The sequence below is a fragment of the Acinetobacter sp. QJM3NY_42 genome (genome assembly GCF_056173745.1).
Window position 1 is genome coordinate 2,782,042 of record NZ_CM149689.1, and the last position, 25,324, is coordinate 2,807,365.

Here is a 25,324-nt window from a genome sequence, read left to right on the forward strand (position 1 = left end):
TTATATTTATTTTGCCTCAGCAAATTTTCAGCCAGGAAGATCTACGTGAACAACAAATTAGAGAAACTTTTCAAAGACAAGGTAAATGGCAAAGTAGCACTCATCACCGGTGCTTCCAGTGGAATTGGCCTAACTACAGCCAAGAAACTTGCTCAAGCGGGTGCACATGTGCTGCTGGTTGCCCGTACTGAGTCTACCTTGCAAGAAGTTCAGGCTGAAATTGAAGCAGAGGGTGGAAAAGCAACTATTTTCCCATGTGATTTAAATGATCTGGATGCTATTGATGCATGTTCCCAGAAAATTCTGGCGTCTGTAGACCATATTGATATCCTGATTAATAATGCTGGACGTTCTATTCGCCGTGCCGTCCATGAATCAATTGACCGTTTTCATGACTTTGAGCGTACCATGCAGCTGAATTATTTCGGTGCGATCCGTTTGATTCTGAATATATTGCCGCAAATGATGCAGCGTCGTGACGGACAGATCATTAATATCAGTTCAATTGGTGTGCTGGCCAATGCAACCCGTTTTTCTGCTTATGTGGCCTCTAAAGCCGCACTAGATGCTTTTAGCCGCTGTCTGTCAGCAGAAGTGCATTCACACAAGATTGCAATCACTTCAATTTATATGCCTCTGGTGCGCACTCCCATGATTGCACCAACCAAAATTTATCGTTATGTCCCTACGCTGTCGCCTGAGCAGGCAGCTGATCTGATTGCCTATGCCATTATCAAGCGTCCGAAACGCTTGGCTACGCATCTTGGCCGTTTGGCATCTATTACTTATTCGATTGCTCCTGAAATCAACAATATGTTTATGTCAATTGGCTTTAATCTGTTTCCAAGTTCCAGCGCATCAGTGGGTAAACAGGAAAAACTTAACTGGGTTCAACGCGCTTATGCCCGTATTTTTCCAGGTGAACACTGGTAAATATAATTACTTTATCAATAAAAATGCCTCCTATTCTGGAGGCATTTTGCTAGTTTCTTTTATTCCAGAAAATTGACCCGACCGGTCTGCACATCATAAATTGCTCCCACAATGGCTATTTCTCCACGTTCAAGCATCTCTTTTAAGACAGAGCTGTGGTTAACAATATACTGGATATTGTAATGAACATTCAGGGTAGTTACCTGATCAATAAAAGGCCGGTTCAGCTCACGCGGCTGCATAATATCGTAAGCGCTCTGAACCGAATGCATTAGCGGCCCCAAGATATACTGAATATACGGCATTTCTTTAATGTCAGAAATACTTTTATGCTGTAACCGCAGCTGGCAGGCACTAGTTACTGCTCCGCAGTCAGTATGGCCCAGCACCACAACTACTTTTGAACCCTTAGCCTGACAGGCAAACTCAAGAGAGCCTATGACTTTCTGTCCGGCCACATTTCCTGCAATACGCAGGCTGAATAAATCCCCAATTCCGACATCGAACAGCATCTCTGTAGGAGCTCTTGAGTCCATACAGCCGAGTACGGCAGCAATCGGATGTTGACCCTGATCAGCAGTTACTCGGATCTGCCGGTAAATATCACGTTGTAAACGTTCATTTTTCACAAAACGCTCATTTCCTTCCTTAAGCAAGTTCAGTACTTGGGCAGGTGTCAGTTGCTGCTGCAAATCGCGAGTACTGATATCAATATCTAGTACTGCGTCATCCAGTTCATGGTAATGCTGTTTGAATCCGATTAGTTTTAAATCAATCTTGCGTTTAATGGCAGTTTCATTCTGATACTCCTGAATAACTTGATAAATATCTGGATCGATTGAATCGGACTGAGTCGCATCCAGAATTAACCGCTCACCTTTATGAACATGTTCGAGAGCCGAAATGAGTGCTGAACGGTTTAAAAAAGTAACCTGTGAAGGCAGTTCAATCCGTGTAACAATACCGTGTAAATGCTTTTCCTTATATACACGTACGCCCTTATTCAAATTACCGTATAGGATAAAAGCACTACTGACCAATAATCCAATTAGAATTCCAGTGAGCAGATCTGTGAGTAAAATCGCAACTAATGTAATAATAAAAGGCAGAAACTGTTTCCAGCCCTGCTGATAAAGCTTTTTAAAGAGTTTTGGATGGGTAAGTTTAAAGCCCGTTAAAATTAAAATCGCAGCTAGAGCTGATAAAGGAATCATATTCATCAATGGCACAAAAAACATCACTGCCAGTAGCAGGAAAATGCCATGAATAATGGTCGAACATTTACTGCGTGCGCCAGAATTGGCATTGACGGAGCTACGTACAATTACCGACGTAATTGGCATACCTCCCATTAAACCGGAAACAATATTGCCTGTGCCTTGTGCCCATAACTCGCGGTTCGGTGGTGATGAACGTTTTTGTGGATCAAGTTTGTCTGCTGCTTCGAGATTCAGAAGTGTTTCTAGAGAAGCCACTACCGCAAGGGTAATAGCTCCGGTGTAAATCAGTGGTTCTGCTAAATAGCTAAAATCCGGGAAAATCAGTACATCTCTTGGAGCTTCCAGTAAATTAGGTAACTGAATCAAGTTATGATTCTGAACTGCCAAAGGAGACCCCATCGACATTAAAATAAAATTTAATAGCGCGGCGGCAACCACAGCTAGCAGTGCCGATGGCAAAACCAGTTTTTTAAGAGGACTACTGTCCCAAGTCAGAATCAAAAATAAACTGAGCAGACCAATCAGTGCTGCACCTTTATCAAGGGAGCTAAAATTTGAAAAAAATGTTCCAGACCAAACTGCTGACCATGAGAAATCATTGATACCCAATAAATAAGGTAATTGAGTTGCAATCAGAATTACGCCAATTGCTGCGAGCAGCCCTAAAATAACGTTATTGGGAATAAAATTAGCAAAAAAACCTAGCTTGAATAGACCAAAGCCAATTTGAAGTAAACCGGCAAAAATAATACACAATAAAAAAGCGGCATAATTGCCGCTTAATTGATCCAGTTGTACCAGAATGACTGCCGTGAGCCCGGCTGCCGGGCCTGCCACACTGATGTGTGAGCCACTCAACACCCCGACAACAATTCCGCCTACAATCCCCGCAATAATACCGGAAATAATGGGTGCACCTGAGGCTAAAGCTATGCCTAAACACAAGGGCAATGCGACCAGAAAAACGACAAGTCCAGAGAGTATATCTTTTAAATAAAAGGGTTTTCTCAAATTTAAAACTGACATAAAACAACCGTTTGGAATAAAAATTAGAATCGACTTCGAGGTCAGATGTAACACTAACATCGATGTTTTTATAAAAAGCGAGTTGATATTGTCTGACAATCTTTCTGAATTAAAGCCTGATTATGCTACTATAATGTGTGATTTTTACACTATTTTATTTAACTTTTATCTAACTCTGCCTTATGCTTGCTAGAGTTGGATTTTTTTCATCTTACTTTTTCATTTTAAGGTTTCGAAACCGCAATCCATTAAAAATTGATAAGTAGAATTATAATATTTCGCTGGCCGGGTCCAGTCGGCCTGCTCTATTTCAGGCACATAAATTACCATGCCTTGTCGCGCGCGAGTCAATAAAACCCGATATGCATTTAGCAAGTATTTTTGCTTGACTTCATTTTTAATTTTCTGCCATGTACTACCCTTGAAAGCCTGATACTTCCACTCCTGATCAAAATAAAAATTAATATCCCAAGCAATACAGGTATAGTCAATTTCCAGACCCTGTATATCAAATTCGGTAGCGACCTCTTCTAGGTAATATGAAGAGCGTACATCTGTATCTAGATTCAGAAACCAATGTCCAGGAGTAATTTTACTTTTAATATCTATTCCATCTGCTCTTAAACGCTTTGCTCCAGAGCTTGCTACAATGCCGTAACGCTCCGATCCTTTTGCCCTGGTTTTTAACCATTGTTTAGCTTACTTCAAATTTCTGCTCAATACGACAGGATAATCAGAACTGATCTCTGAATAGAGCTGTTGAGCAGCCTGAGAATTCCCATCTAAAATATATTGAATTAATTGTGATACCCGCTCACTTCTAAATGAACGTACAGAGACAGCTAAATGTAAATCCTGTTCATTAATGCCTGTAGTTTGTAGCCAGTTCCTATGTTCTGTAGAGTCCAAATAAACGCTGTCTTCTAATATCTTTTCGGAATAATAAATTTGCCAATCAGAAAACTTCTGTTTCAAGGCTTCTAACCATTCAGTAACGCCAGCTTCTCCTGTATTAATTTCTTGACCACCACCGATTAAACAGACTACAACACACCAATCTATATGCCGATTCATCACATTGATCAAAAACTCGGGTTCAGACATAGTAAAATTATCAATCCCCTTTTTGAGTTTCATAAAATTAGAAACCTGTTCTTTTTGCCAGGCCCGCTGCGCCTCATCAAAAACCACTACCTGCTCAACAGGTATTTCTGTAGAGCGTAAATAATAATCTCGGAAATGATGAATATTCTGTACAAACGCTTTTGCTGAACGCTCTGCCGCTAGACGACTTTTTGACAGGCCCTGCAATTTAAAATTTTTTACTGTATCGCGCACCAATGCTTCACGTAATACATCGACCAATGGCCCATTACCTGAAAGAAAAACAGCATGCTCTGTCTGGTCCTTTTTCAAGCGCTGATTCGCAATATTTAGACCAGCAAGCGTTTTGCCTGCACCAGGTACCCCGGTTAAAAAGCAGATCGACTTTATTTTATTTTGCTTGGAGTATTCAATGATTTCCTCAATCTTATTAGAGGTAATTTCAAGATTAATCATACCTGCATCACTACGAGAAATTTCTTGGACTTGATGGCCTTTATATAAAGCTTGTGCTGCTTCAATAATTGTCGGTGTCGGTTTGTAGGGAGCTTCCAGCCAAGATTGGGTATTAATGACTGAATTATGAGAAAATTGCTGAATAATTTCAGAAAGTATCTCTCCAAAATTTTCTGCATTACAGCATGCTGCCTCATTTAATGAGGCTATTTCCTCCCAATTCTGCCTAGTTTCTGCTGCCTGTGTAGCCACCAAAACTGGAATTACTTTCTGATTATGACTACCTGCATGAAAATTAAGTAAGTCCAAACAGTAATCAATTACTTGTATTTGTGCTGAGTGACTGTATTGCGTATCTCCTACTTTGAATTCAATGACTAAAATCAAATCTTGAATGATCAAAATATTATCTACACGTTTCCCCATACGTGGAATATGAAATTCAAAAAAGATCTCGCCTTGATCAAGTATACAAAGAGCTCTCTTTAAAATCGTAATTTGCTTAAGCCATGCACTTTTTTGTAATTCATCAAGACTGAACTCATGCTGATAAGCCAGTGAACCTAATATAGCCTCTTCATTTTCATTCCTGAATTCTAAAAAATTATTCTGGTAGTAACTTTGTGCAAGACCCATTCTTTTTAGCCAAACTTTCTTCAATTTATTTTAGATGAAAAAGAAAACCTCCCACTTGGGAGGTTTCCGTTTACTTCGCAGAGATTATTTAGATCCTTTAATACCTGCTTGCAATAATAAAGCGCCTAATCCGCCAATTTTCTGTTCCTGCGGTTTAGCTGCCTGTGGTTTCTTCCCTTGTGGGCGTTCACCTTGCGGACGGGCATGTTGAGGACGTTTACCTTGTGGCTTACGCTCCGGACGCTGCTCCTGATTTTGTTCACGACGCGGACGTGGTGATGTTTTTACCGGCGCAGCAGCACCCTCAGGTCGCATAGAAAGATTAACGCGATTACGCTCTGCATCGACCTGAATCACACGTACCTGTACGATTTGTCCCGGCTTTACAATCTTGTGCGGATCTGAAACAAATTCGTTTGCCAATTCTGAAATATGTACCAGTCCATCTTGGTGGACGCCAATATCAACAAAAGCGCCAAAGTTAGTAACATTGGTTACCACGCCTTCCAGTTGCATACCTTCAGTCAGCTGTTTTACATCAGTAATATCATCACGGAACTTGGCAGTACGGAATTCAGGGCGCGGATCACGACCCGGTTTTTCCAGTTCGGCCAATACATCCTGGATAGTAGGCAGACCAAACTTGTCATCAATAAACTGGTTAGGGTCTACCTGACGAATAATTTCACTATTTCCAATAATATCTTTTACAGTAGTGGCTTTGGCTTCAACAATTTTCTCAACCAGACCATAACTTTCCGGATGAACAGAAGATGCATCTAATGGCTGATTACCTTCTTGAATACGCAAGAAACCAGCTGCCTGTTCAAATGTACGATCGCCCAAACGGGGAACTTTTTTCAAGTCCTGACGGTTGTCAAAACGACCGTTCTCTTTACGGTATTCTACAATTTGTTGGGCAATTGCTTTATTTAAACCAGCAATATAACCTAAAATTGCAGAAGAGGCGGTATTAACGTCTACGCCCACCGCATTTACACAATCTTCAACTACCGCATCTAACGTTTTTGCAAGACCGGCCTGATTTACATCATGCTGATACTGCCCCACGCCGATTGATTTCGGATCAATTTTAACCAGCTCAGCCAGTGGGTCCTGTAATCGACGGGCAATAGATACTGCTCCACGAATAGACACATCCAGTTCAGGCAATTCCTGAGAAGCCAGCTCACTCGCTGAATAGACTGATGCACCAGCTTCACTTACAGTCACACGGGTCAGTTTTAGATCCGGGTTGGCTGCCATCATTTCAGCCACTACAGCTTCAGTCTCACGGCTGGCTGTACCATTACCAATTGCAATCAGTTCAATATTAAATTCACGGCACAAACGCGCAAGTTCGGCCACTGAACCTTCTTTATCTTCTTTTGGAGCAAACGGATAAATCGTACTATGGGCGAGTACATCACCTGACTCATTCACTACTGCCAGTTTTACGCCAGTACGTATACCCGGGTCTACGCCCAATGTACGTCGGCTACCTGCCGGTGCAGACAAGAGTAAATGACGCAGGTTTTCTGCAAAGACCTGCATAGCTTCATTTTCAGCAGCTAAACGCTTTTCGGTCAGTAATGAATGCTCAACCTGTGGACGTACTTTACCCATCCAGAACAGTTTTGCAGTCTGCTTGAGAAAATCCTGACGTGTCTGTGGCTGAATTTGATCCAGCTGATATTCAACCTCAATACGCTGAATCGCCGGATCATTTTCACCATCAACTTTAAGGCCCAGCACATTTTCCTGACGCCCGCGTAACATGGCCAGTAAACGATGCGAAGGGACTTTATTCAAATTTTCTGAAAATTCAAAATAGTCACGGAATTTTTTACCAACTTCTTTCTTCTCTTCACTTGCTACTGCACTTTTCAAAACGGCAGTTTTTGCAAAGTTGGCTTTAAGCTCAGCCGTCAGCGCAATATTCTGTGCCCACTCATCAATAATAATATGCTGAATGGCATCCAGCTGGCTTTCCAGGTCTGGGTACTCTTCATGCGAGAACCCTGCAAGTGCTTCACTCGGGTCAACCTGTTCAGCCAATATTTTCTCAGCAACCGGCCCTAACCCAGCTTCTCTTGCCTTGAAAGATTTGCTGGTCCGTTTTGGACGATAAGGTGCATAAATTTCTTCAAGAGCATTTTTGGTTTCGACGGCCTCGACCCGGGCCAGCAAGTCATCGCTTAATTTATTCTGTTCTTTCAGCGATTCGATGACTTTAGCGCGTCGCTCATTTAAATCACGTAAATAGGATAAACGCGTATCAAGCTGACGTAGCTGCGTATCGTCTAAGCCTTGTGTCACTTCTTTACGGTAACGGGCAATAAAAGGAACACTGGCACCTTCATCTATAAGCTTGATGGCAGCTTCAACCTGATCTGGACGTACGGCAAGCTCGCTTGCCAGCTGCTGAACTAAGTCAGTCATCGTGTTTGATTCCACAAGGATAAATACTAAAAGCTGTGATTATAAAGACCAAGGCCATAAAATCTACTATTGTTTTATCTAAATTACACATCAGCAATAATGCTAATTTAGTGAAGTTCCATGGTTTTTATGCAATTTTACGACAAAATTCCCGTAAATTACCAAGATCTGGCTGTTCCTGTTTATTTTTTACCTGTATATATTTGGTATCTATGTCTTGATTTTTACTGCAATATTTGGTGCTTTAGAGCATAGTAAAACTCATTGTAAGCATCGTATACTCAATACTGTATATGGGTCTGATCACGATGACAATAAACAATAAAGGAGCACATCATGAGTCTAGTTGTACCTGCTGAACATACAGATGCTGTACAAGCCGATACAGATCGCGTTGAACGTATCCTCGTGGTCGATGATGATGTGCGTTTGCGTACTCTGTTACAACGTTTTTTGGAAGATAAAGGCTTCGTTGTTAAAACTGCACATGATGCTACCCAGATGGATCGTCTGCTACAACGTGAACTGTTTTCACTGATTGTACTCGACTTTATGTTGCCGGTTGAAGATGGCTTGAGTATTTGCCGCCGTTTACGACAGTCCAATATTGATATTCCTATTATTATGCTGACCGCGCGTGGCAGTGATTCTGACCGCATTGCCGGTCTTGAAGCAGGTGCAGATGATTATCTGCCTAAACCATTTAATCCAAACGAACTTCTTGCCCGTATCCGGGCAGTTCTGCGTCGCCAGGTCCGTGAAGTACCTGGTGCTCCTAGTCAGCAGGTAGAGGTCGTAAGTTTCGGACCATGGTCTCTAGATTTATCGACCCGTACGCTGACACGTGAAGGTCAGGTGGTCACTTTAACAACTGGTGAGTTTGCCGTGCTCAAGGCATTGGTTCAGCATCCACGTGAGCCCCTAACACGTGATAAGCTGATGAATCTGGCGCGTGGTCGTGAATGGGGTGCCATGGAACGTTCAATTGATGTTCAGGTATCTCGCCTGCGTCGTCTGATTGAAGAAAATCCGGCACGTGCGCGTTATATTCAGACAGTTTGGGGCGTAGGTTACGTTTTTGTGCCAGATGGCGCTGAATAACCCGTTTATTTTATGATCGGAATTATCCTAATGATTTGTACATGCCATTCACTACTGGGAGATTTTATATCTGCCAATAAAGTGAATGGCTAATTCGTATAAGAATGCTTAAAAAATCGCATTGCCTATGGCCTTTGAGCCAAGACAAGCTGCTAAAATTCTGTCATAAAATTACAGTCTGACTATAAAATACACTTATAGGAATCTGGAGTGAAACTCGACCCTATTGATCCACAAGAATTTACTGACTATGTGGCTTATTCAGAGAAAAAACGCACCCGTGGGGAACGTTTCCTGGACAAGATCAAGCCACGCTCCGCAGCAATGCGTACTACAGTTCTGGTCGGTTTTGTGGTGCTGTTCAGTCTGGTCATGTCACTCTGGTTTTTCTGGCGTACTTTATATTTACCTGAAATTCAGCAACATGCCCGTTATCTGGCTGTTGAGCTTGAAATTATCAATAACCCCAAACTGCGTATCTTCCATGACAATGTTGAAATGGATATAGATACCTGGCTCAAAAATCGGGTCGGAATTGAATATGTCACTGACCCTAAAGAGTATCCCAATGTTCGAGAAAAGGTGATCGCCGAATTCTTTACTAACCATATTGAGGAAAAGCTGGCTAGAGAGTTAAAAGTCGATAATGTTACGGTGTATTTCCAGTTTAAGCCAAGCCCAAGAATCTGGATACAGACCCCCGAAATGCACGGAAACTGGGTCCGTGAACCATTAAAAACTTATGCCAACTATAGCCCTGAACTGATTTTTGGTTGGCTGCTCGGTGTTCCGATTATTGCATCTATTATTATTTTGACATTGGTCCGGCAGTTAAATCGCCCCTTACGTCGGCTGCAAAATGCGGCAAACCAGTACAGTAAAACTGGGAAGGCACCTTATCTGGAAACCAATCATGGTCCACTAGAAATCCGTCAGGTAAATCAGGCCTTTAATCATATGGTTTATACGCTAGAGCAGACAGAGCGCGAGCGGATGATCATGCTAGCAGGTATTTCACATGATTTACGTACACCGTTGACCCGAATTCGTCTGACTGCTGAAATGTTACCGGATGAATTCCTGCGTGAAGGGCTGATTTATGACGTTGATGATATGGATGCAATTTTGAATCAGTTCATCTCCTATATGCGTGATGGCTCTGACGAAGAATTGAAAGACACCAATATCAACATCTTGCTACAGGAATTGATTGTTCAGTTCAAACCGCTAGATATTCGTTTTGAAGCACAGGATGTTCCTATCATTCCAGCACGTAGCCTGTCATTGAAACGCCTGATTGGCAACCTGATCAATAATGCCAAGCGTTATGGTGCTGAACCAATCGAACTGTCTGCCTATACAGAAAATGACCGGATTATCATCAAGGTAGCAGATCATGGCGAGGGAATTCCAGAAGACCAGATTCAGGATCTGATGCAACCTTTTGTGCGTGGAGACTCCGCCCGTACCGTGCAAGGTAGTGGTTTGGGCTTAGCAATTGTCAAACGTATTGTTGATATCCATCAAGGCGAACTTAAAATCCATAATCGTCCTGAAGGCGGGTTAGAAGCTATTATCTCACTGCTGATACCTAAAGAGAAAACTGAAGAAAATAGTAGTCATAATCCGCTAGAAAAGATTAAGCAAAGTCTAAGTGACCGTTTTTAATCATGATTAAATTTTGGACATTTGAATTTTACAATTATCTTAGCCTTTAAAAATATTTATTTAAAAAATAGTAGCTTAAAAATCATCAAAAATATTTATACCTTCATTTTCTGAAAAAATTAGACCTTAGCCTAACAGGCATGCACAATTTGTTTTTTGGGCGGTACAATCCGTCTAGTTTCGAGCATATTGAGAGTAAACCATGTCTTTAGATCGTATTCGATTAGCCTCCCTTCATGACAAAGTAATCAGTGCAGATCAAGCTGCCGAGTTCATCCAAGATGGCATGACTATCGGTATGAGTGGCTTTACTCGTGCAGGTGAAGCCAAAGCAATTCCTCAGGCACTGGTAAAACGTGCCAAGCAGCATCCTTTAAAAATCTCCCTAATTACCGGTGCAAGCTTGGGTAACGATCTGGACAAACAGATGACTGAAGCTGGCGTGCTGGCTCGTCGCATGCCATTTCAGGTAGATAACACACTGCGCCGTGCGATCAACAATGGCGAAGTAATGTTTATTGACCAGCATTTGTCTGAAACTGTAGAACAGATGCGTAACCTGCAGCTTAAACGCCCGGATATTGCAGTTATTGAAGCAGTTGCAATTACTGAAGATGGCCATATTGTGCCAACAACTTCTGTAGGTAACTCTGCAAGCTTTGCTATTTTTGCAGAAAAAGTCATTATTGAAATTAACACTTCAGTAAGTGAAGAATTTGAAGGTCTGCATGACATCTATATTCCGACTTACCGCCCAACCCGTACACCAGTACCTTTAACTCAGGTAGATGACCGTATCGGTTCAACTGCGATTCCAATTGATCCTGCAAAAATCGTTGGTATTGTATTTAATGAAACACCAGATTCTCCATCTACAGTAACACCACCAGATGTGGAAACTCAGGCAATTGCCAATCATTTGATTAATTTCTTTGAAAAAGAGGTTGCTGATGGCCGTTTACCGAAAAATTTGGGCCCTTTGCAAGCAGGTATCGGCTCAATTGCCAATGCTGTACTGACCGGCTTTAAAGATTCAAACTTTGAAGATCTGGTGATGTATTCAGAAGTATTACAAGACTGTACTTTTGAGCTAATCGATGCCGGTAAAATGAAATTTGCTTCTGGCTGTTCAATGACATTGTCTACCCAGTGTGGTGAGCGTGTTTTCGGCAACCTGGAAGCATATAAAGACAAGTTTGTATTACGTCCACAAGAAATTTCAAACCACCCTGAGCTGGTACGCCGTTTAGGTATTATTGGTATTAACACTGCGCTTGAGTTTGATATTTACGGTAATGTGAATTCTACCCATGTTTGCGGCACCAAGATGATGAATGGTATTGGTGGTTCAGGTGACTTTGCCCGCAATGCACACTTGGCAATTTTTGTAACTAAATCGATTGCAAAAGGGGGCGATATTTCTTCAATCGTTCCAATGGTATCTCATGTTGACCATACCGAACACGATGTTGATATTCTGGTTACAGAACAGGGTCTAGCTGACCTTCGTGGACTGGCTCCACGTGAGCGTGCCCGTGTAATTATCGAGAACTGTGTACACCCACTTTATAAAGATGCCTTGAACGACTATTTTGACCGTTCAACTGCTAAAGGTGGCCATACACCACATCTGCTTCGTGAAGCGCTGCAATGGCATATTAACTTTGAAGAAAATGGACATATGCTGGCTGTTGAGCCTGCAGTAAAAACTGCTTAATATCAGTTTGTTAAAAAACGCCCATCTGGGCGTTTTTTCTTGTCTGAATTATTGCAATAGCAAGAACTGGATTAATTTATACGAAGACGGGGTATAGTGGTAACTGGCTGACTAAAGTCTATGTCTCTAAGGGCCTGAGTCTCTAGTGTACCTAGCGAAACCTTACCCAAATCCCACTGAATCTGTCCTGATTCATTACGAAATGGCTGTAACATGATCTCCAGCCCACGCATCGGGTTATCTGACTGTAAACCTGCTGCTATTGCCAGTAAATGCTGTTGTAAGGCTAAGGGCAGATGATCCATATTAACCTCTGGCCTGCCCTCACTCGCTTCAATATTCCGCACCGGATGGGCATTAACAGTGATATTCTGCAAGTCATCCTCAATCTGCATCATCCGATGCTGTAAAGCACGCTGCTCGCTTTTCCTCTCCTGATAGGGAATAAACCCAGTTTCCTGGCGCATCTCAGGCTCAGCCATGACTTTTAATACTGGCAGTTCGACACTTTGTGCAAAAACTGCTATCGAAGCATTCATGCTAAAAACTATCAGAATAATGTATTTAAAGAAGTGCATAGCAATGTCACTCCAGAGCTGGTATCAATTCAATATATAAGTCACTTGTTTTATTTTGTATAATAATTAACCATTAATTCTGTTACGCTCAGTTAAATCAGTATCTAAATATTAATAAAGACTCCTGATTTTGCCCTTTAGCTATATTCATTATTTTTAATCAGCATAAAAAAAGCCCCATACAGTATATGGGGCTTTTCAAATATGGTGGCGTGAGGCAGGATCGAACTGCCGACACACGGATTTTCAATCCGTTGCTCTACCGACTGAGCTATCGCGCCGATGAGGTGTATTAAGCCGTATCTGCTGGCAAGAGTCAACAAAAATCAGTTTTTTTTAGTTTAAATGCATATATTTTAAGCAAAAAAAATCCCTGATGGGATCAGGGACTGAAAACACAAATATGGTGGCGTGAGGCAGGATCGAACTGCCGACACACGGATTTTCAATCCGTTGCTCTACCGACTGAGCTATCGCGCCGATGTGGGGCGTATTAAACAATCTAATTAACTGATCGTCAAGTCTTTCCTTTATAAAAATATTTAAAAGATTATTTTTCATGCAAAATTAAAAAGATTGAACAAGCAGTAATAGCGAGACTGATAAACTTAATATCCTCTTAAGCTATATTTGCCTAGTTATATCTTTACAGTTTGCCTAGATGTGCCAAGCAACGATGGATAGCCCCACAGCCTGGCTCAAACCTTTTGACTTCTTTTGCCTCTTCATAGCGGCAGACTTCACTGACCAGACGTTCAGCAACTCCACGACCACGATTTGCTGGATGTACTACGATATATTCCAGAGTTTTGCTCTCCCCTTGTCCCGTACACCAGATTGCACCTATAATTTTGGTATTAAACTCTGCTGTATACAACGTTGTATACTGGGCCAGATGCTGTTCAAGTTGCTCGACCGCATCCTGCCCGTCTCCGAATTCCGGACTGGTGTCATACAATCGCTCAAGCTGACTGCGGACTTCTGCATTTTCTAGAGAAGTATGAGCATGTACGGTAATAGGCATTGATTAACCCTCCTGAGCAATCTAATATGCTGTGGCTTTGACCTTGATCAACACAGCGCAAGTTTTCACATCAAACATTTTTGACGTTTTTGAGGAATGTGTCCATGACGCAACGTATCAGTGAAGTGGTAAGAAATACTAACGAAACCAAGATTCGAGTTCGTCTCAACCTTGATGGTACGGGTCAGGGCACCTTAAATACTGGCATTCCCTTTTTAGATCATATGATTGATCAAATCAAGCGTCATGGTCTTTTTGATATTGATATTCATTGTGATGGTGATCTGGAAATTGATGACCACCATACAGTAGAAGATTGTGGTATTACGTTAGGTCAGGCTTTTGCCCAGGCACTGGGTGATAAAAAGGGATTGCGCCGCTATGGACACTTTTATGCGCCACTGGATGAATCACTGTCACGTGTTGTAGTCGATCTCTCTGGCCGTCCGGGTCTGTTTATGGATATTCCATTTACCCGTGCCCGTATTGGCAGTTTTGATGTAGACCTGTTTTCTGAATTCTTCCAGGGCTTTGTCAATCATTCGTTAATGACCTTACATATCGACAATCTGAAAGGGAAAAATTCACACCACCAGATCGAAAGTGTATTCAAAGCCTTTGCACGTGCCCTGCGTATAGCATGTGAAGTCGATCCACGTGCAGAAAATACTGTGGCTTCAACTAAAGGTAGCCTGTAATGACCCGTATTGCTTTACTTGACTATGGCATGGGCAATCTGCACTCGGCCGCGAAAGCACTAGAGTATGTGGGTGCTACTGTTGATGTCACCAATGACCCTAAACTCATTGCTCAGGCAGATAAAATTGTGTTCCCCGGTGTTGGGGCAATGCGTGACTGTATGCAAGGTATGCATGAAGCCGGAATTGATGATGTTGTTAAAAATGCAGTATTCAATAAACCGGTTCTGGCTATATGTGTCGGCATGCAGGCATTAATGCAATATTCTGAGGAAAATGGTGGCGCCGATGCCTTGGGTATTTTTGCAGGCGCAGTGAAGCGTTTTCCTGAGATTGAAGGTTTAAAAGTTCCCCACATGGGCTGGAACCGGGTTAAGCAGGCTGAACCAAGTCATCCAATGTGGAAAAATATTGCTCAGGATAGCCGTTTTTATTTTGTGCATAGTTTTTATGTCGAACCACAGAACCCTGAACTGGTTGCGGCAACCTGCCATTATGGACTGGACTTCTGTACAGCTATCCAAAAAGATAATCTATTCGCCACCCAATTTCATCCAGAAAAAAGTCATACTGCCGGTCTACAGTTACTTAAAAACTTTGTGGACTGGAAGATTTAAACAGGTCTAAAACCTTTTACCATAGCTCATCATCAGGTGGGCTTTTTTATTGTAATTCAGCTTTAAACCTATAGTTTAGAAGTTTTCACTTTTCCTTTTGTTCAAGCTTGTTTATGATGCCTACTGCTTTAAACAAAAACTTAATAAAAACATTAAGGATTATAAAAAATGACTTCCAGTTTCAGTTCAACTACAGATTCACCTTTAAAAGCACATGGCCGTTTTGGACGCCTGTCCTTTTTAGGATGGAACATGCTGATGAGTTTCGGCGTTATCCTGCTTGTTTTCTTAATAGGACTTTTTGCACCGGGTTTATTTAATACTGCTGAGGGTGCAGAGAACATCTCTATACCTGGTCTGATCATGATGGGGATCTTGTATATTGTCCTGATATACTTTAGCTTTATTTTTACCATTCGGCGTCTGCATGACCGCAATCATACCGGCTGGTTATCACTGCTGATGCTAGTACCGCTGGTGAATCTGTTTTTAATATTATATCTGTTCTTTGCCCGTGGTGATGAAGGCATAAATAACTATGGGCTGCCGCGTGCAACCGCAACTTGGGAAAAGGTGCTAGGCTGGTTATATATACTGATTGTTCCACTCGGAATTTTAACAGCTATTGCTGTTCCAGCTTATCAGGACTATGTACAAAAAGCACAATATAGCCAGCTTGAAATACAGCAACGGGCTGAATAGCAGGCCTATACTCAAGCCATGTATCGGCTGGAGTATTATAAATAACTGATACTTTTACTCGGGAGCTTTTGTTATGCCTGAAAGCACTGAACTTTCTCTGCTCCCGAATAAAGAAGAAATCAATAAGCTTCCTCTCTTTAAAAATTTAGATGCTTCACATATCTATGTGCTTAGCAGTCTGAAAGACTGTCTACCTCTGCAATATGAGTTAGTTACGGCTACTGTACTGGGTTTTGATTCAGAATCTAAACCGACTTTTAGACGTGGCGAGATTTCAACAGGGCCTCATCTTATCCAACTGGCCACTGCAGAAAAGGTGTTCCTGTTTCAGCTTAACCCAGACATCCTCAATTTTCTCAAGCCAATATTGGCAAATCAGAAACAGGTGAAGGTCGGTTTTGGTTTAAAAAATGATGTTCACCTGTTCCGGAAAAAAGGTATAGAACTGCAAAGTACAGTAGAACTCTCAAAATGCTTTTCTGCATTTGGCTTTAAGCAGCCTATAGGTTTAAAAAATGCTGTGGCCCTGCTATTCCAGCAAAATTTTCCCAAATTTAAAAAAATCAGTATATCTGACTGGTCTAATATGCGTTTAAGCTCAACACAAATCGGCTATGCAGCAGCAGATGTTTATGCAGCACTGCTGGTATTTCAGGAACTCAGAAAACGTAGCCTATTGCCTGAGCATACTTTACGGCTGCTTGAACAGGTGAACTGTTTAGACCAGTGACCGCGTAATGGTTATCCAGATTTTCTGTTTTATAAATGATGTGCCTGATCTTATGTAAAGATAGCTACATCTATGAATAGAATTTTAATTGATCAGCAGCGAATCAGATAAGTGATTTGATATTCCCTTTAATTGCGGGACATAGTTACTAGTTCAGACTGATAATAGCAGCTCAATTACCGCACCTTATCATTTGGATACTTAGCCTGAAGTTAATTGCTGAATTCACTTAATAACATGTTTGTTTTTATATAGAATGCCATACTGAATAATACAAAAACATAACTCTAAGCTGACAATATCTAGCCTAATTTAAGTCAGTCTTATTTTATTGATAGATCAAAATATAGCATTTAGAAAATTCAAGTTTATTGTTAAGATTAGACCAATAAAATTCAACAGGTTAAGCAAGGAGCGAAAGCATGCTGATCATCCCGGCAATTGATCTAAAAGATGGTAAATGTGTCCGTTTAAAACAGGGCCGTATGGAAGACGATACGGTGTTTTCTGATGATCCGGTAGCAACTGCACAGCATTGGGTCAATGAAGGGGCACGTCGTTTGCATCTGGTCGATCTGAACGGTGCTTTTGCAGGTACACCCATTCATAAACCTGTAGTTGAAGCTATTGTACGGGCACAACCAGAACTGCCTGTGCAGATTGGTGGCGGAATCCGCTCTCTGGAAACGATTGAACATTATCTTGAAGCCGGGGTGTCTTTCGTTATTATTGGAACTAAAGCAGTTCAAAATCCTGAATTTGTTGAAGAAGCCTGTAAAAAATTTGCTGGACGCATTATTGTGGGTATCGATGCCAAAGATGGTATGGTCGCTACTGATGGCTGGGCTAACGTTACTGATGTTAAAGCGACAGAACTAGCCAAACGATTTGCAGATGCGGGTGTATCCAGTATTGTATATACTGATATTGCACGTGACGGGATGATGCAAGGTGTAAATATTGAGCAGACTGTAGCCTTGGCCCAGTACTCGGGGTTACCTGTTATTGCTTCTGGTGGCGTAACCAATATGGAAGATATCCGTATGCTGAAAGACCAGCCAGGCATCTTGGGTGCAATCACCGGTCGTGCAATCTATGAAGGTACGCTCAGCCTGCGTGAAGCACAATTGCTTCTTGACGAGCAATCGCCTGTAGTGCTGTAAATATATAGCCAGATTTAAAGAGGCCATCTGGCCTCTTTTTTATATTAACTGAAACCTCTTTTTATAGTGTATTGCCGCTTTATAAATGAGCAGCAAGTAAAACAAAGTAAAAATATAATAACTGCTTATGAATAGGGTTTAACTGAAAACTAGCAAAGGTTGTATCTAGTGCAAGCTTGTCGCAATATAGGCGGGCCTTAAAACCAAGCCAGATGTAATGAATACTGCAAATTTATCCAAACTCGCTTCCTCTTCGCTGCTGCCACAATTTGCCCTGATTCTGATAACAGTGATCTGGGGTGGAACTTTCCTGACAGTCCAGTTTGCTCTGAATTATAGTTCACCAATGTTTTTTGTAGGCTGCCGGTTTGCAGCCGCAGCTCTGGCGGTGCTGCTGCTATCCTGGAGAATCATGCGTGGCCTCAATCTGCGAGAGTTGTTAGCAGGCTTTCTAATTGGCTGCACCATTGCGATTGGATATGGCACGCAGACTATTGGTTTACAGACCATCAGTAGCAGTGAGTCAGCATTTCTTACGGCAGTCTATGTTCCGCTTGTTCCATTTTTACTCTGGATTATCTTCCGTAAAATACCACATATCATGACCTGGATAGGTGTCATTCTGGCCTTTAGCGGATTGGTACTCTTGACTGGTAATGGTTTTACACAGATCTCTTTTAGTTTTGGACAGGCGCTCACATTATTTGGTGCTATCGCCATTGCACTGGAAATTATCCTGATCGGCTATTTTGCAGGAAAGGTAGATTTGCGGCGGGTAACAGTTATTCAGCTGGTTTTTACTTCGGTGTTAAGTTTTATGAGCATGCCATTTCTGGGAGAGCACAGTATTCCGGTATTTTCCTGGCAGCTTGCAGTAGCAGCATTTGGTTTAGGAATAAGCAGTGCAATTATTCAACTGGTCATGAACTGGGCACAGCGTTATGTAGAGTCATCCCGTGCGGCAATTATCTATGCAGGAGAACCCATCTGGGCCAGCCTGTTTGGCCGGCTTGCAGGTGAGCGTCTGGCGCCATTAGCTTTAATAGGGGGTGCTCTGGTCGTTCTGAGCATTATGATAAGTGAATGGCGACCTAAATTTTTAGGTTCAAAAGATATAGAGCCTGTTACTGAAGATTTAAATACTTTAAATAATAAAAAAGCCTGATGTTTCAGGCTTTTGAAATTAATTTAAAATTATTCATACATGGCTTTATTTTCATTTAAACGCAATAAACCTTTAATAGCACGGTATACAATCCATAGCCATGCCAACCCGATTACTCCTACACAAAAACCTGAGGCAAGTAGCAGAACTGAGGCAAAAGCATCGGCATTATTATCTGTAAACAGCAAAAAGATAAAAGGTATAAAAGCCACAATATTCCAGATCAGATACCACCAGAATGTCCGAATCTGCCAAGTGAAATGACTTTCATAAATACTGCCGCGCATCTGGTCCTGTTTAATATAATTGATCACCAGCGCCACTACAGCCAGCAAACCAGCTGTGAAAATCGCCAGAATATAAAGAATATACAGACTGAAAGTCAGACTGCGTCTTGAGTCATTCATGACAGAACCAGAATTCATTTATTTTTCCTTTTTTAAATATGAATTTGAATCAATAGGGATTCAAAGGAGAAATCAGCCATAAAACCAACAGGATATTTAGAACTATAGTAATCCAATATATTTTTCGAAAAGGTTGTTTTTGTGTTTTATGTCGCAGTTTCTGTTGGGCTAACCAGGCAGCAGGCCACCCTCCCAGAAAGGATAATATATGTAGAGTCTGCTCAGATATACGGCGCCGTCCGGCCTGTGCTGCTTCTTTATCCTGAGCATAAAACCAGTAAGTTGCTACATTCATGAGCATAGTAAATAATAAAAGCAGTCCATTTATAAGACCACTCGCAGTCACTATACCCAACATTATAAAATAGACTGCGATCAGAAGCTGAAAGGGCTGCAAAGCTTTTTTAGATTGTGAACGTGTCTGCTGCCGGGCTGGTTTTTTACGGGCCTGTGCAGCTGTGAGATAGGTTACCTGCTGAGCACGATAGCGGCCCTGTGCATCTAGAATAACCAGGTATTCCAGTGCACAACCAATAATTGGCCGGGGTCCAGGTCGGGCAAAATCCTTTATATGTAAAAATACCCGTCCTTTATCAGGCTCATTGGGTTGAATAAATCCATAGCCTTTTTCATCAAACCACTCTACCAGTCGCCCCTGATCGCGCATCATTTGCCTTACTTCCCGATAAGTGCCAGACGATTTTGTAGCATATTACGCATTTCTAGTGGGTCTTTTTGCAAGATATCCTCTCCACCTCGCTGTTCCTGCGCATTCTTCTGTGCTACTTGCAGACGCATTAACCAGAAACGGCAGGCTGCCATGGCCAGATAAACCGGCAGACAGGCTCTTTCATCTTCTGTCAGCATACGCACAGTTTGATAGTTTTCCAGATAGGCTTGTACCCGTGTCTGATCAAGTTTCACCGCCGGATAATCGCTACAGAAATCATTAATCGTAATAGCAATATCAAACAGCAATTCATCATGGTTTAGTTCATAAAAGTCTAGAATTCCCTTTAAAGTGTCACCCTCGAATAAGGTATTGTCACGAAACAGATCGGAATGAATGAAGCCAAGCGGGTGCTGCGGGTATTTGGCCTGAAATACTTCAAACTGCTGAAATACACTATCCAGTAAAAGCTGGTCTTGTACATCCATGTCGGGTCTTAGTTCAGCAGCAACCTGACTCCAGTAACTATGATTACGGTAGCTCTGGCGCTCAAAATCAAAATCCTGTAAAGCGACATGCAATTTTGCCTGTGCTCTGGCAACCTCAGCTGTCTGGGCAGTATTGGCCGGTATAGGGTGCTCTCCTACCAGCCGTGGTGCAATCTGGGCAGGCTTTCCGGCAATCTGGCCAATTGCAGCTTCAGTCTGTTTTAAGGGCACCGCAACTGGCAAATGTGCATTGCCCAGATGCTCAAGTACTGGCACCAGTTCACCTGCCTGTGCCGCATTCATCTCTTCAAATACTGTAAGTACAAACTGCGAACCATCCTCGTTCACTAAAAAATAGTTTGTATTCTGAATACCGCCTTGAATTGGAATCAGTTCCTGAACCTTTAGTCCATAAGGTGCTGCGAAGGACTGAACTTCCTTTAAACTCAACGGCGTATAAACCGACATAGAAAACCTGCAAAAAAACATATCGAATTTGATAGAATACCTTCTCCCTCTATCAAGGTGTAGCATCTGCGGAGGTGAGTTTCATAATCGGCTGTTATAATTGGAAAAATTTATGCTCGCAAAACGTATTATCCCCTGCCTGGACGTTGATAATGGCCGAGTGGTAAAAGGCGTACAGTTTCTTGATATCCGCGATGCCGGTGATCCGGTTGAAGTCGCCCGCCGTTATAATGAACAGGGCGCCGATGAAATTACCTTCCTTGATATTACTGCAACCCATCATGGGCGGGATACGACTTATCGTACAGTCGAACGTATGGCCGAAAGTGTATTTGTTCCCCTTACTGTTGGCGGCGGTGTGCGCAAAGTCGAAGATATCCGTTTATTGCTTAATGCCGGTGCAGACAAGGTCAGTATTAATTCTGCTGCCGTATTTAATCCTGAATTTGTTCAGGAAGCATCCCAGCGTTTTGGTGCACAATGTATTGTCGTTGCAATTGATGCCAAAAAAACCGGTGAAAATAAATGGGAAATTTTTACCCATGGAGGCCGTAAACCGACAGGTATTGATGCCATTGAATGGTCTGTCAAAATGGCAGAATACGGCGCAGGCGAGTTATTAATTACCAGTATGGATGCCGATGGGACTAAAGCCGGTTATGACCTGCAACTGATGCGTGCTATTAATAACCGGGTAAATGTACCAACTATCGCATCTGGTGGTGTGGGTAATCTTCAGCATCTGGCGGATGGTATTTTAAAAGGTGGAGCTGATGCAGTACTGGCCGCAAGTATTTTTCATTTTGGCCAGCACACTATTCCTGAAGCAAAACAGTATCTGGCAGAGCAAGGTATTGAAATGCGCCTTTAACCGGCAAAATAAAGAATTTAAAAAAAGAGTGTATCCCCCACACTCTTTTTACTTCGGAAAAAAATCTACTTTCAGGACAGCTTTCTTTTAAGCTCCCTGCTCTGTTTCAGTTAAATATATACTCTTATTTTCAGATTCAGCTATTCCTGCTTGAATATATTGTGCAGGAAAATAACGCCCTGCTATTTTTTGTAATGACTTTGACAAAGGTTCAGGCAATGCTATACCCAAAGGGTTTTTTTCCTGTAGATCCTGAGCAGAAATAATCCGGGTTCCCATAATATAGTCAAACCAGGGTTTGGTTACACACCAGTTAGCATCCTGATTGGCATTCATATGGTGGTCATAATGCCAAGGAATAACCTTTATCGCCCATTCCGGTTCCAGATGAGCCTTGCGGTGTGTATAAAAATAATTGATAGCACTATACCAGGCTGCCAGCGCCATACCCTTAGAAATGGGATAAAACATCAGACTGGTTGCAGTTGCCACTGCTCCTAGTGAAATCAGTTCATTACGGGTTCGCCAGTTTTTCATCCCTTCTATATAACCCTGATCAAAAAATTCAGTTTTACGAACAATTTTATGATGTTCCCAATGTGATTTCATGCTATCTGGCACGGGAGAGTAACGTGGCTTTCCAGCACGGTGTGTACCATGCAAAATATATTTATGCGCTACCCATTCAAATGCATTGGCGACGATCAGACCCGCAACAAAACCTTTCCACATAACTCTTCCTCCCTTTTACTTGAATATAAAAAGCTTTCCATGCTAAATATTGACTTGGCTCAGTCAATTTATTGACAAAATACGACAGGAAGTTTATTTCAATGCAGGGATATAGTGGTTCAGTCTTTGGTGGACTGGCGCAATTACTGCTAGATTACTATCAGGCGCAGGCCCTAACCGTACCGGAACAATTACAGCATATACAGCAACAAGAGCGGTTCGAATACCGCATCTGGCGGGAGCTTTTATTAGGGCTAGAACAACAATTACAAAAACCGGCACTAGGTTTAGATATTGCAGCTTATGTCCAGCCACGACATTTAGGCATTATTGCCTATCTGGCACTGTCCTGTGAAAGTCTGGGAGAGGCATTGCAACGCTACCATGACTTTCACCGCCTGATTTATGACGGCAGCCCCTTATGTGTTACTTCAGATATTAAATATGTTTCCGTGAGCTGGGAAGAACCAGAAGCACAGCCCTGCCAGATTACCGATGAGATTGCTATCGCTTTAATGGTCGAGTTTCTTAAACACTTTATGGTACTGGACCAGATTCATTTATATGAAGTGCATTTCTCCTGTCCGGCTCCAAGAAATATTGCATTATATGAACAGTATTTTCATTGTAAGGTCCGGTTTTCCCAGCCGTTAACCCGACTTTTACTCCCATTTAGTGAACTTTCTAAGCCTATAAAGCATAGTGATCAAACTCTGCAGCATCTCCTGATGCAGCAGGCTCAAGCTCTTTTAGAAAAACTGCCACACAGCACCCAGCTGGATCAACGTCTGCAGCAGGTCATACTCAAGGGTTTACAACGTGACGAGTATCAGATTGAACAGGTAGCAGTAAAACTGGAAATGTCTGTACGTCAGTTACAACGTCATTTACAGCAGCAAGGTAGTACTTATCAGGAGCGTGTGCAACATATCAGGTTCATGCTGGCAAGACAGTATTTAAAAGACCCGTATCTCAGCTTAAAAGAAATCGCTTTGCTATTGGGCTATTCAGAACAAAGTGCTTTTCAACGGGCGTTCAAGCACTGGACTGGACAAACGCCGCGACAATGGCGTCTGTATGAGCAAGATATAAAAACTTGAAGTTAAAGGAAGGGATTTTCAATTTCATGTTCAGGCTGTCGTTCAATCTGCTCGGGTAAAGGCTGAGCCTGTTCAAGCGCCTGAACCAGATCATTCATAAATGCCTGCAATTTTTTGGCTGCCTGCAATCCCTGCTGGTCTTTGGTAATCTGTAAATTACCGTAAATATTGACACAATCTAGCTGGTTTTCCAGGGTCAGGTCATAAATCGCAGAGGATTCTGTGCCATTTTCAAAAGGTTTAAACATCTGCACGCTCCTTATTCTCGATTTTATATCTAATATTTAGGTTACCAAATCAGGAAGTTTTGTTTAGCTCTTTATGACAACTTATTTGAAGAGTTGCAAAATAAATTGGAGCAAGGCAGAAAGCAACTGCTGTATGCCTGAATTAGTTGCTGCACTGCTGACATTACTTATACTGGTGCCTGACTTTTGCTGCTTGAATTCCTGCTGTGCAGTTTCAATCTGCTCCCGGTTTGCATCTACGGCACACTGGCTTTCTGCATCCCAGTGTGAATACTCAAGCGGTTTATTTGCTTTAACTGCCGTACTGGTCAATGGCAGCTTATAGGTATTACGTTTTTGCTCTTCAGTAAGCTGTGGAAACAGATTAATCCCAAGCTGCTCTTCCAGATAGCAGACACTTACAATTTTGACCTGTAAAGAATTATTATTGGGCGCGTAATAAGCTCCTATTGCACCAGTTTTCGGGAGATACACTGCTTTATATACGGCTGTCGGTACAATTACACCCCGGCCAATAGTTTTCAGTTTTTTCCCTGTAAATAACGGACCGGTAACTACGTAAACATTTTGCTTTTGCTTGGTGACAATAGCGCGCGTGGCTTCTTCCAGTTCACGCCAGACTTGCTGATTATTTTTAGGCGCCTGCGGTACCATATTGGCCAGAGAAAAACTGTCATACTGGGAGGAGCTATTGCTCATATCCCCATTAGGCGCCATATGTCCACGGTCATAACCTGAACCTCGATAATCAGAGAGCAAGGCCCGGTGGCGCTCTGCTACGCGACTCTCTTCATGAAAATTGTCTTCACGCTTGATTTTGGTACTGAGGCGCTGTGGATTTAAATATTCTGCAACCCAGAGTGGTGTTTTCGATACTCCTGAATACATGACATTAAACCCGTTAAAACAAAGCGGATAACTATCTTTCTTCAGACTTTCCTTTACCAGATAGGGCGGCACTTCACGATAGAACTGGTTTAGGCAGGCCGCATTTGATGTCCCGGCTGTAAACAGCTGACCGATTTTTTCTTCACCGAAGGCTATGGCAAAACTTCCGGCCGCAAGCACACCTAACAACCCTTTAGACAGGCGGCTATTTAAAAATGGGGTCTTCGATCTACTCTTACTACGTGTCTTACGGGTGGCCATATCTTTGTATCAAAACAACGGTTTCCGGCAGCTTAACAAGCCCTCTATATGAAGTATATTGCATATACCTTTATTTGATTAAAGCATCATCAAAATTGTATGAAAAAGTCCGTAAAAAACGTAACATTTTGTTCGTTTTATTAAAGGGTTTCTGAATACTCTTTTAAGTATTACGTATGTTTGATTGAAAAGAAAAAGTGCTTTATGAGAA

General features: G+C 42.0%; 22 protein-coding genes, 2 tRNA genes and 1 pseudogene. 12 read left to right on the forward strand and 13 right to left on the reverse strand.

What is annotated here, in order from left to right; translation table 11 throughout:
- Positions 1–45: 45 nt before the first annotated feature.
- Positions 46–933, forward strand: coding sequence for an SDR family NAD(P)-dependent oxidoreductase (locus AC0VYT_RS13265; protein ID WP_005018003.1), 888 nt, complete (start codon positions 46–48; stop codon positions 931–933).
- Between the two features lie 59 nt (positions 934–992).
- Here the strand turns inward: AC0VYT_RS13265 and AC0VYT_RS13270 are convergent, their stop codons facing one another.
- The 3 genes and pseudogenes from AC0VYT_RS13270 to AC0VYT_RS13280 all read right to left on the reverse strand — a co-directional run bounded on the left by AC0VYT_RS13270 (position 993) and on the right by AC0VYT_RS13280 (position 7,817).
- Entirely contained in the window at positions 993–3,179 is a 2,187-nt protein-coding gene (locus tag AC0VYT_RS13270) for a SulP family inorganic anion transporter (RefSeq protein WP_005404630.1), read from the reverse strand.
- A 219-nt stretch (positions 3,180–3,398) separates the two neighbouring features.
- Positions 3,399–5,375 (reverse strand): annotated as a pseudogene (locus AC0VYT_RS13275) (DUF2075 domain-containing protein).
- Positions 5,376–5,459: 84 nt separating this feature from the next.
- The gene (locus AC0VYT_RS13280; RefSeq protein WP_005017993.1) at positions 5,460–7,817 is read right to left on the reverse strand and encodes a Tex family protein; all 2,358 of its coding nucleotides are present in this window, start codon (positions 7,815–7,817) and stop codon (positions 5,460–5,462) included.
- A gap of 336 nt (positions 7,818–8,153) precedes the next feature.
- Here AC0VYT_RS13280 and ompR point away from each other — a divergent pair, with 336 nt between their 5' ends.
- From ompR to AC0VYT_RS13295, 3 genes are all read left to right on the forward strand, one after another.
- Entirely contained in the window at positions 8,154–8,918 is a 765-nt protein-coding gene (gene ompR / locus AC0VYT_RS13285; protein WP_005017991.1) for an osmolarity response regulator transcription factor OmpR, read from the forward strand.
- A gap of 210 nt (positions 8,919–9,128) precedes the next feature.
- Complete coding sequence (locus AC0VYT_RS13290) at positions 9,129–10,586, forward strand: ATP-binding protein (protein ID WP_005017989.1); 1,458 nt, start codon at positions 9,129–9,131, stop codon at positions 10,584–10,586.
- 202 nt (positions 10,587–10,788) lie between these two features.
- On the forward strand, positions 10,789–12,303 hold the full coding sequence (locus tag AC0VYT_RS13295; RefSeq protein WP_005017988.1) for an acetyl-CoA hydrolase/transferase family protein: 1,515 nt from the start codon (positions 10,789–10,791) through the stop codon (positions 12,301–12,303).
- 71 nt (positions 12,304–12,374) lie between these two features.
- Here the strand turns inward: AC0VYT_RS13295 and AC0VYT_RS13300 are convergent, their stop codons facing one another.
- The 4 genes from AC0VYT_RS13300 to AC0VYT_RS13315 form a co-directional block, all read right to left on the reverse strand.
- Positions 12,375–12,842, reverse strand: coding sequence for a hypothetical protein (locus AC0VYT_RS13300; RefSeq protein ID WP_228127195.1), 468 nt, complete (start codon positions 12,840–12,842; stop codon positions 12,375–12,377).
- A 244-nt stretch (positions 12,843–13,086) separates the two neighbouring features.
- Positions 13,087–13,162 (reverse strand) — tRNA-Phe (locus AC0VYT_RS13305).
- 123 nt (positions 13,163–13,285) lie between these two features.
- Positions 13,286–13,361: transfer RNA gene (locus AC0VYT_RS13310), tRNA-Phe, on the reverse strand.
- Positions 13,362–13,527: 166 nt separating this feature from the next.
- The gene (locus tag AC0VYT_RS13315; protein WP_005017967.1) at positions 13,528–13,905 is read right to left on the reverse strand and encodes a GNAT family N-acetyltransferase; all 378 of its coding nucleotides are present in this window, start codon (positions 13,903–13,905) and stop codon (positions 13,528–13,530) included.
- Positions 13,906–14,009: 104 nt separating this feature from the next.
- Here AC0VYT_RS13315 and hisB point away from each other — a divergent pair, with 104 nt between their 5' ends.
- The 6 genes from hisB to AC0VYT_RS13345 all read left to right on the forward strand — a co-directional run bounded on the left by hisB (position 14,010) and on the right by AC0VYT_RS13345 (position 18,980).
- On the forward strand, positions 14,010–14,603 hold the full coding sequence (hisB, locus tag AC0VYT_RS13320; RefSeq protein ID WP_005017966.1) for an imidazoleglycerol-phosphate dehydratase HisB: 594 nt from the start codon (positions 14,010–14,012) through the stop codon (positions 14,601–14,603).
- Entirely contained in the window at positions 14,603–15,220 is a 618-nt protein-coding gene (hisH, locus tag AC0VYT_RS13325; protein ID WP_005017963.1) for an imidazole glycerol phosphate synthase subunit HisH, read from the forward strand. The genes hisB and hisH overlap by 1 nt, the downstream gene beginning before the upstream one ends.
- A gap of 168 nt (positions 15,221–15,388) precedes the next feature.
- The gene (locus AC0VYT_RS13330; protein ID WP_005017961.1) at positions 15,389–15,922 is read left to right on the forward strand and encodes a DUF805 domain-containing protein; all 534 of its coding nucleotides are present in this window, start codon (positions 15,389–15,391) and stop codon (positions 15,920–15,922) included.
- Positions 15,923–15,995: 73 nt separating this feature from the next.
- The gene (locus AC0VYT_RS13335; protein WP_005017959.1) at positions 15,996–16,652 is read left to right on the forward strand and encodes a 3'-5' exonuclease; all 657 of its coding nucleotides are present in this window, start codon (positions 15,996–15,998) and stop codon (positions 16,650–16,652) included.
- A 422-nt stretch (positions 16,653–17,074) separates the two neighbouring features.
- Positions 17,075–17,815 carry a 1-(5-phosphoribosyl)-5-[(5-phosphoribosylamino)methylideneamino]imidazole-4-carboxamide isomerase gene (gene hisA / locus AC0VYT_RS13340; RefSeq protein ID WP_005017957.1) on the forward strand — a complete coding sequence of 247 codons (741 nt, stop codon included), beginning with the start codon at positions 17,075–17,077 and terminating at the stop codon, positions 17,813–17,815.
- Between the two features lie 217 nt (positions 17,816–18,032).
- Complete coding sequence (locus tag AC0VYT_RS13345; protein WP_005017954.1) at positions 18,033–18,980, forward strand: DMT family transporter; 948 nt, start codon at positions 18,033–18,035, stop codon at positions 18,978–18,980.
- Positions 18,981–19,009: 29 nt separating this feature from the next.
- Here AC0VYT_RS13345 and AC0VYT_RS13350 read toward each other — a convergent pair whose 3' ends face one another.
- From AC0VYT_RS13350 to AC0VYT_RS13360, 3 genes are read right to left on the reverse strand one after another with little or no spacing between them, the layout of a single operon-like run.
- Positions 19,010–19,405, reverse strand: coding sequence for a DUF4870 family protein (locus tag AC0VYT_RS13350; RefSeq protein WP_005017951.1), 396 nt, complete (start codon positions 19,403–19,405; stop codon positions 19,010–19,012).
- A gap of 31 nt (positions 19,406–19,436) precedes the next feature.
- Entirely contained in the window at positions 19,437–20,054 is a 618-nt protein-coding gene (locus AC0VYT_RS13355; protein ID WP_026443912.1) for a DUF1294 domain-containing protein, read from the reverse strand.
- Between the two features lie 8 nt (positions 20,055–20,062).
- A complete protein-coding gene (locus tag AC0VYT_RS13360; protein ID WP_005017941.1) occupies positions 20,063–21,013 on the reverse strand; it encodes a homoserine kinase in 951 nt (316 codons plus the stop codon).
- Positions 21,014–21,125: 112 nt separating this feature from the next.
- Here AC0VYT_RS13360 and hisF point away from each other — a divergent pair, with 112 nt between their 5' ends.
- A complete protein-coding gene (hisF, locus tag AC0VYT_RS13365) occupies positions 21,126–21,884 on the forward strand; it encodes an imidazole glycerol phosphate synthase subunit HisF (RefSeq protein WP_005017939.1) in 759 nt (252 codons plus the stop codon).
- 87 nt (positions 21,885–21,971) lie between these two features.
- Here the strand turns inward: hisF and AC0VYT_RS13370 are convergent, their stop codons facing one another.
- A complete protein-coding gene (locus tag AC0VYT_RS13370) occupies positions 21,972–22,616 on the reverse strand; it encodes a sterol desaturase family protein (RefSeq protein ID WP_005407181.1) in 645 nt (214 codons plus the stop codon).
- A 101-nt stretch (positions 22,617–22,717) separates the two neighbouring features.
- Here AC0VYT_RS13370 and AC0VYT_RS13375 point away from each other — a divergent pair, with 101 nt between their 5' ends.
- Entirely contained in the window at positions 22,718–23,716 is a 999-nt protein-coding gene (locus AC0VYT_RS13375) for an AraC family transcriptional regulator (RefSeq protein WP_005407079.1), read from the forward strand.
- Positions 23,717–23,718: 2 nt separating this feature from the next.
- On the opposite strand, the gene AC0VYT_RS13380 is transcribed toward AC0VYT_RS13375, so the two are convergent.
- Positions 23,719–23,964 (reverse strand): hypothetical protein, encoded by a 246-nt coding sequence (locus AC0VYT_RS13380; protein WP_005024144.1) that lies wholly within the window; start codon positions 23,962–23,964, stop codon positions 23,719–23,721.
- A gap of 81 nt (positions 23,965–24,045) precedes the next feature.
- The gene (locus AC0VYT_RS13385; protein ID WP_005017930.1) at positions 24,046–25,113 is read right to left on the reverse strand and encodes a DNA/RNA non-specific endonuclease; all 1,068 of its coding nucleotides are present in this window, start codon (positions 25,111–25,113) and stop codon (positions 24,046–24,048) included.
- Positions 25,114–25,324: the final 211 nt, after the last annotated feature.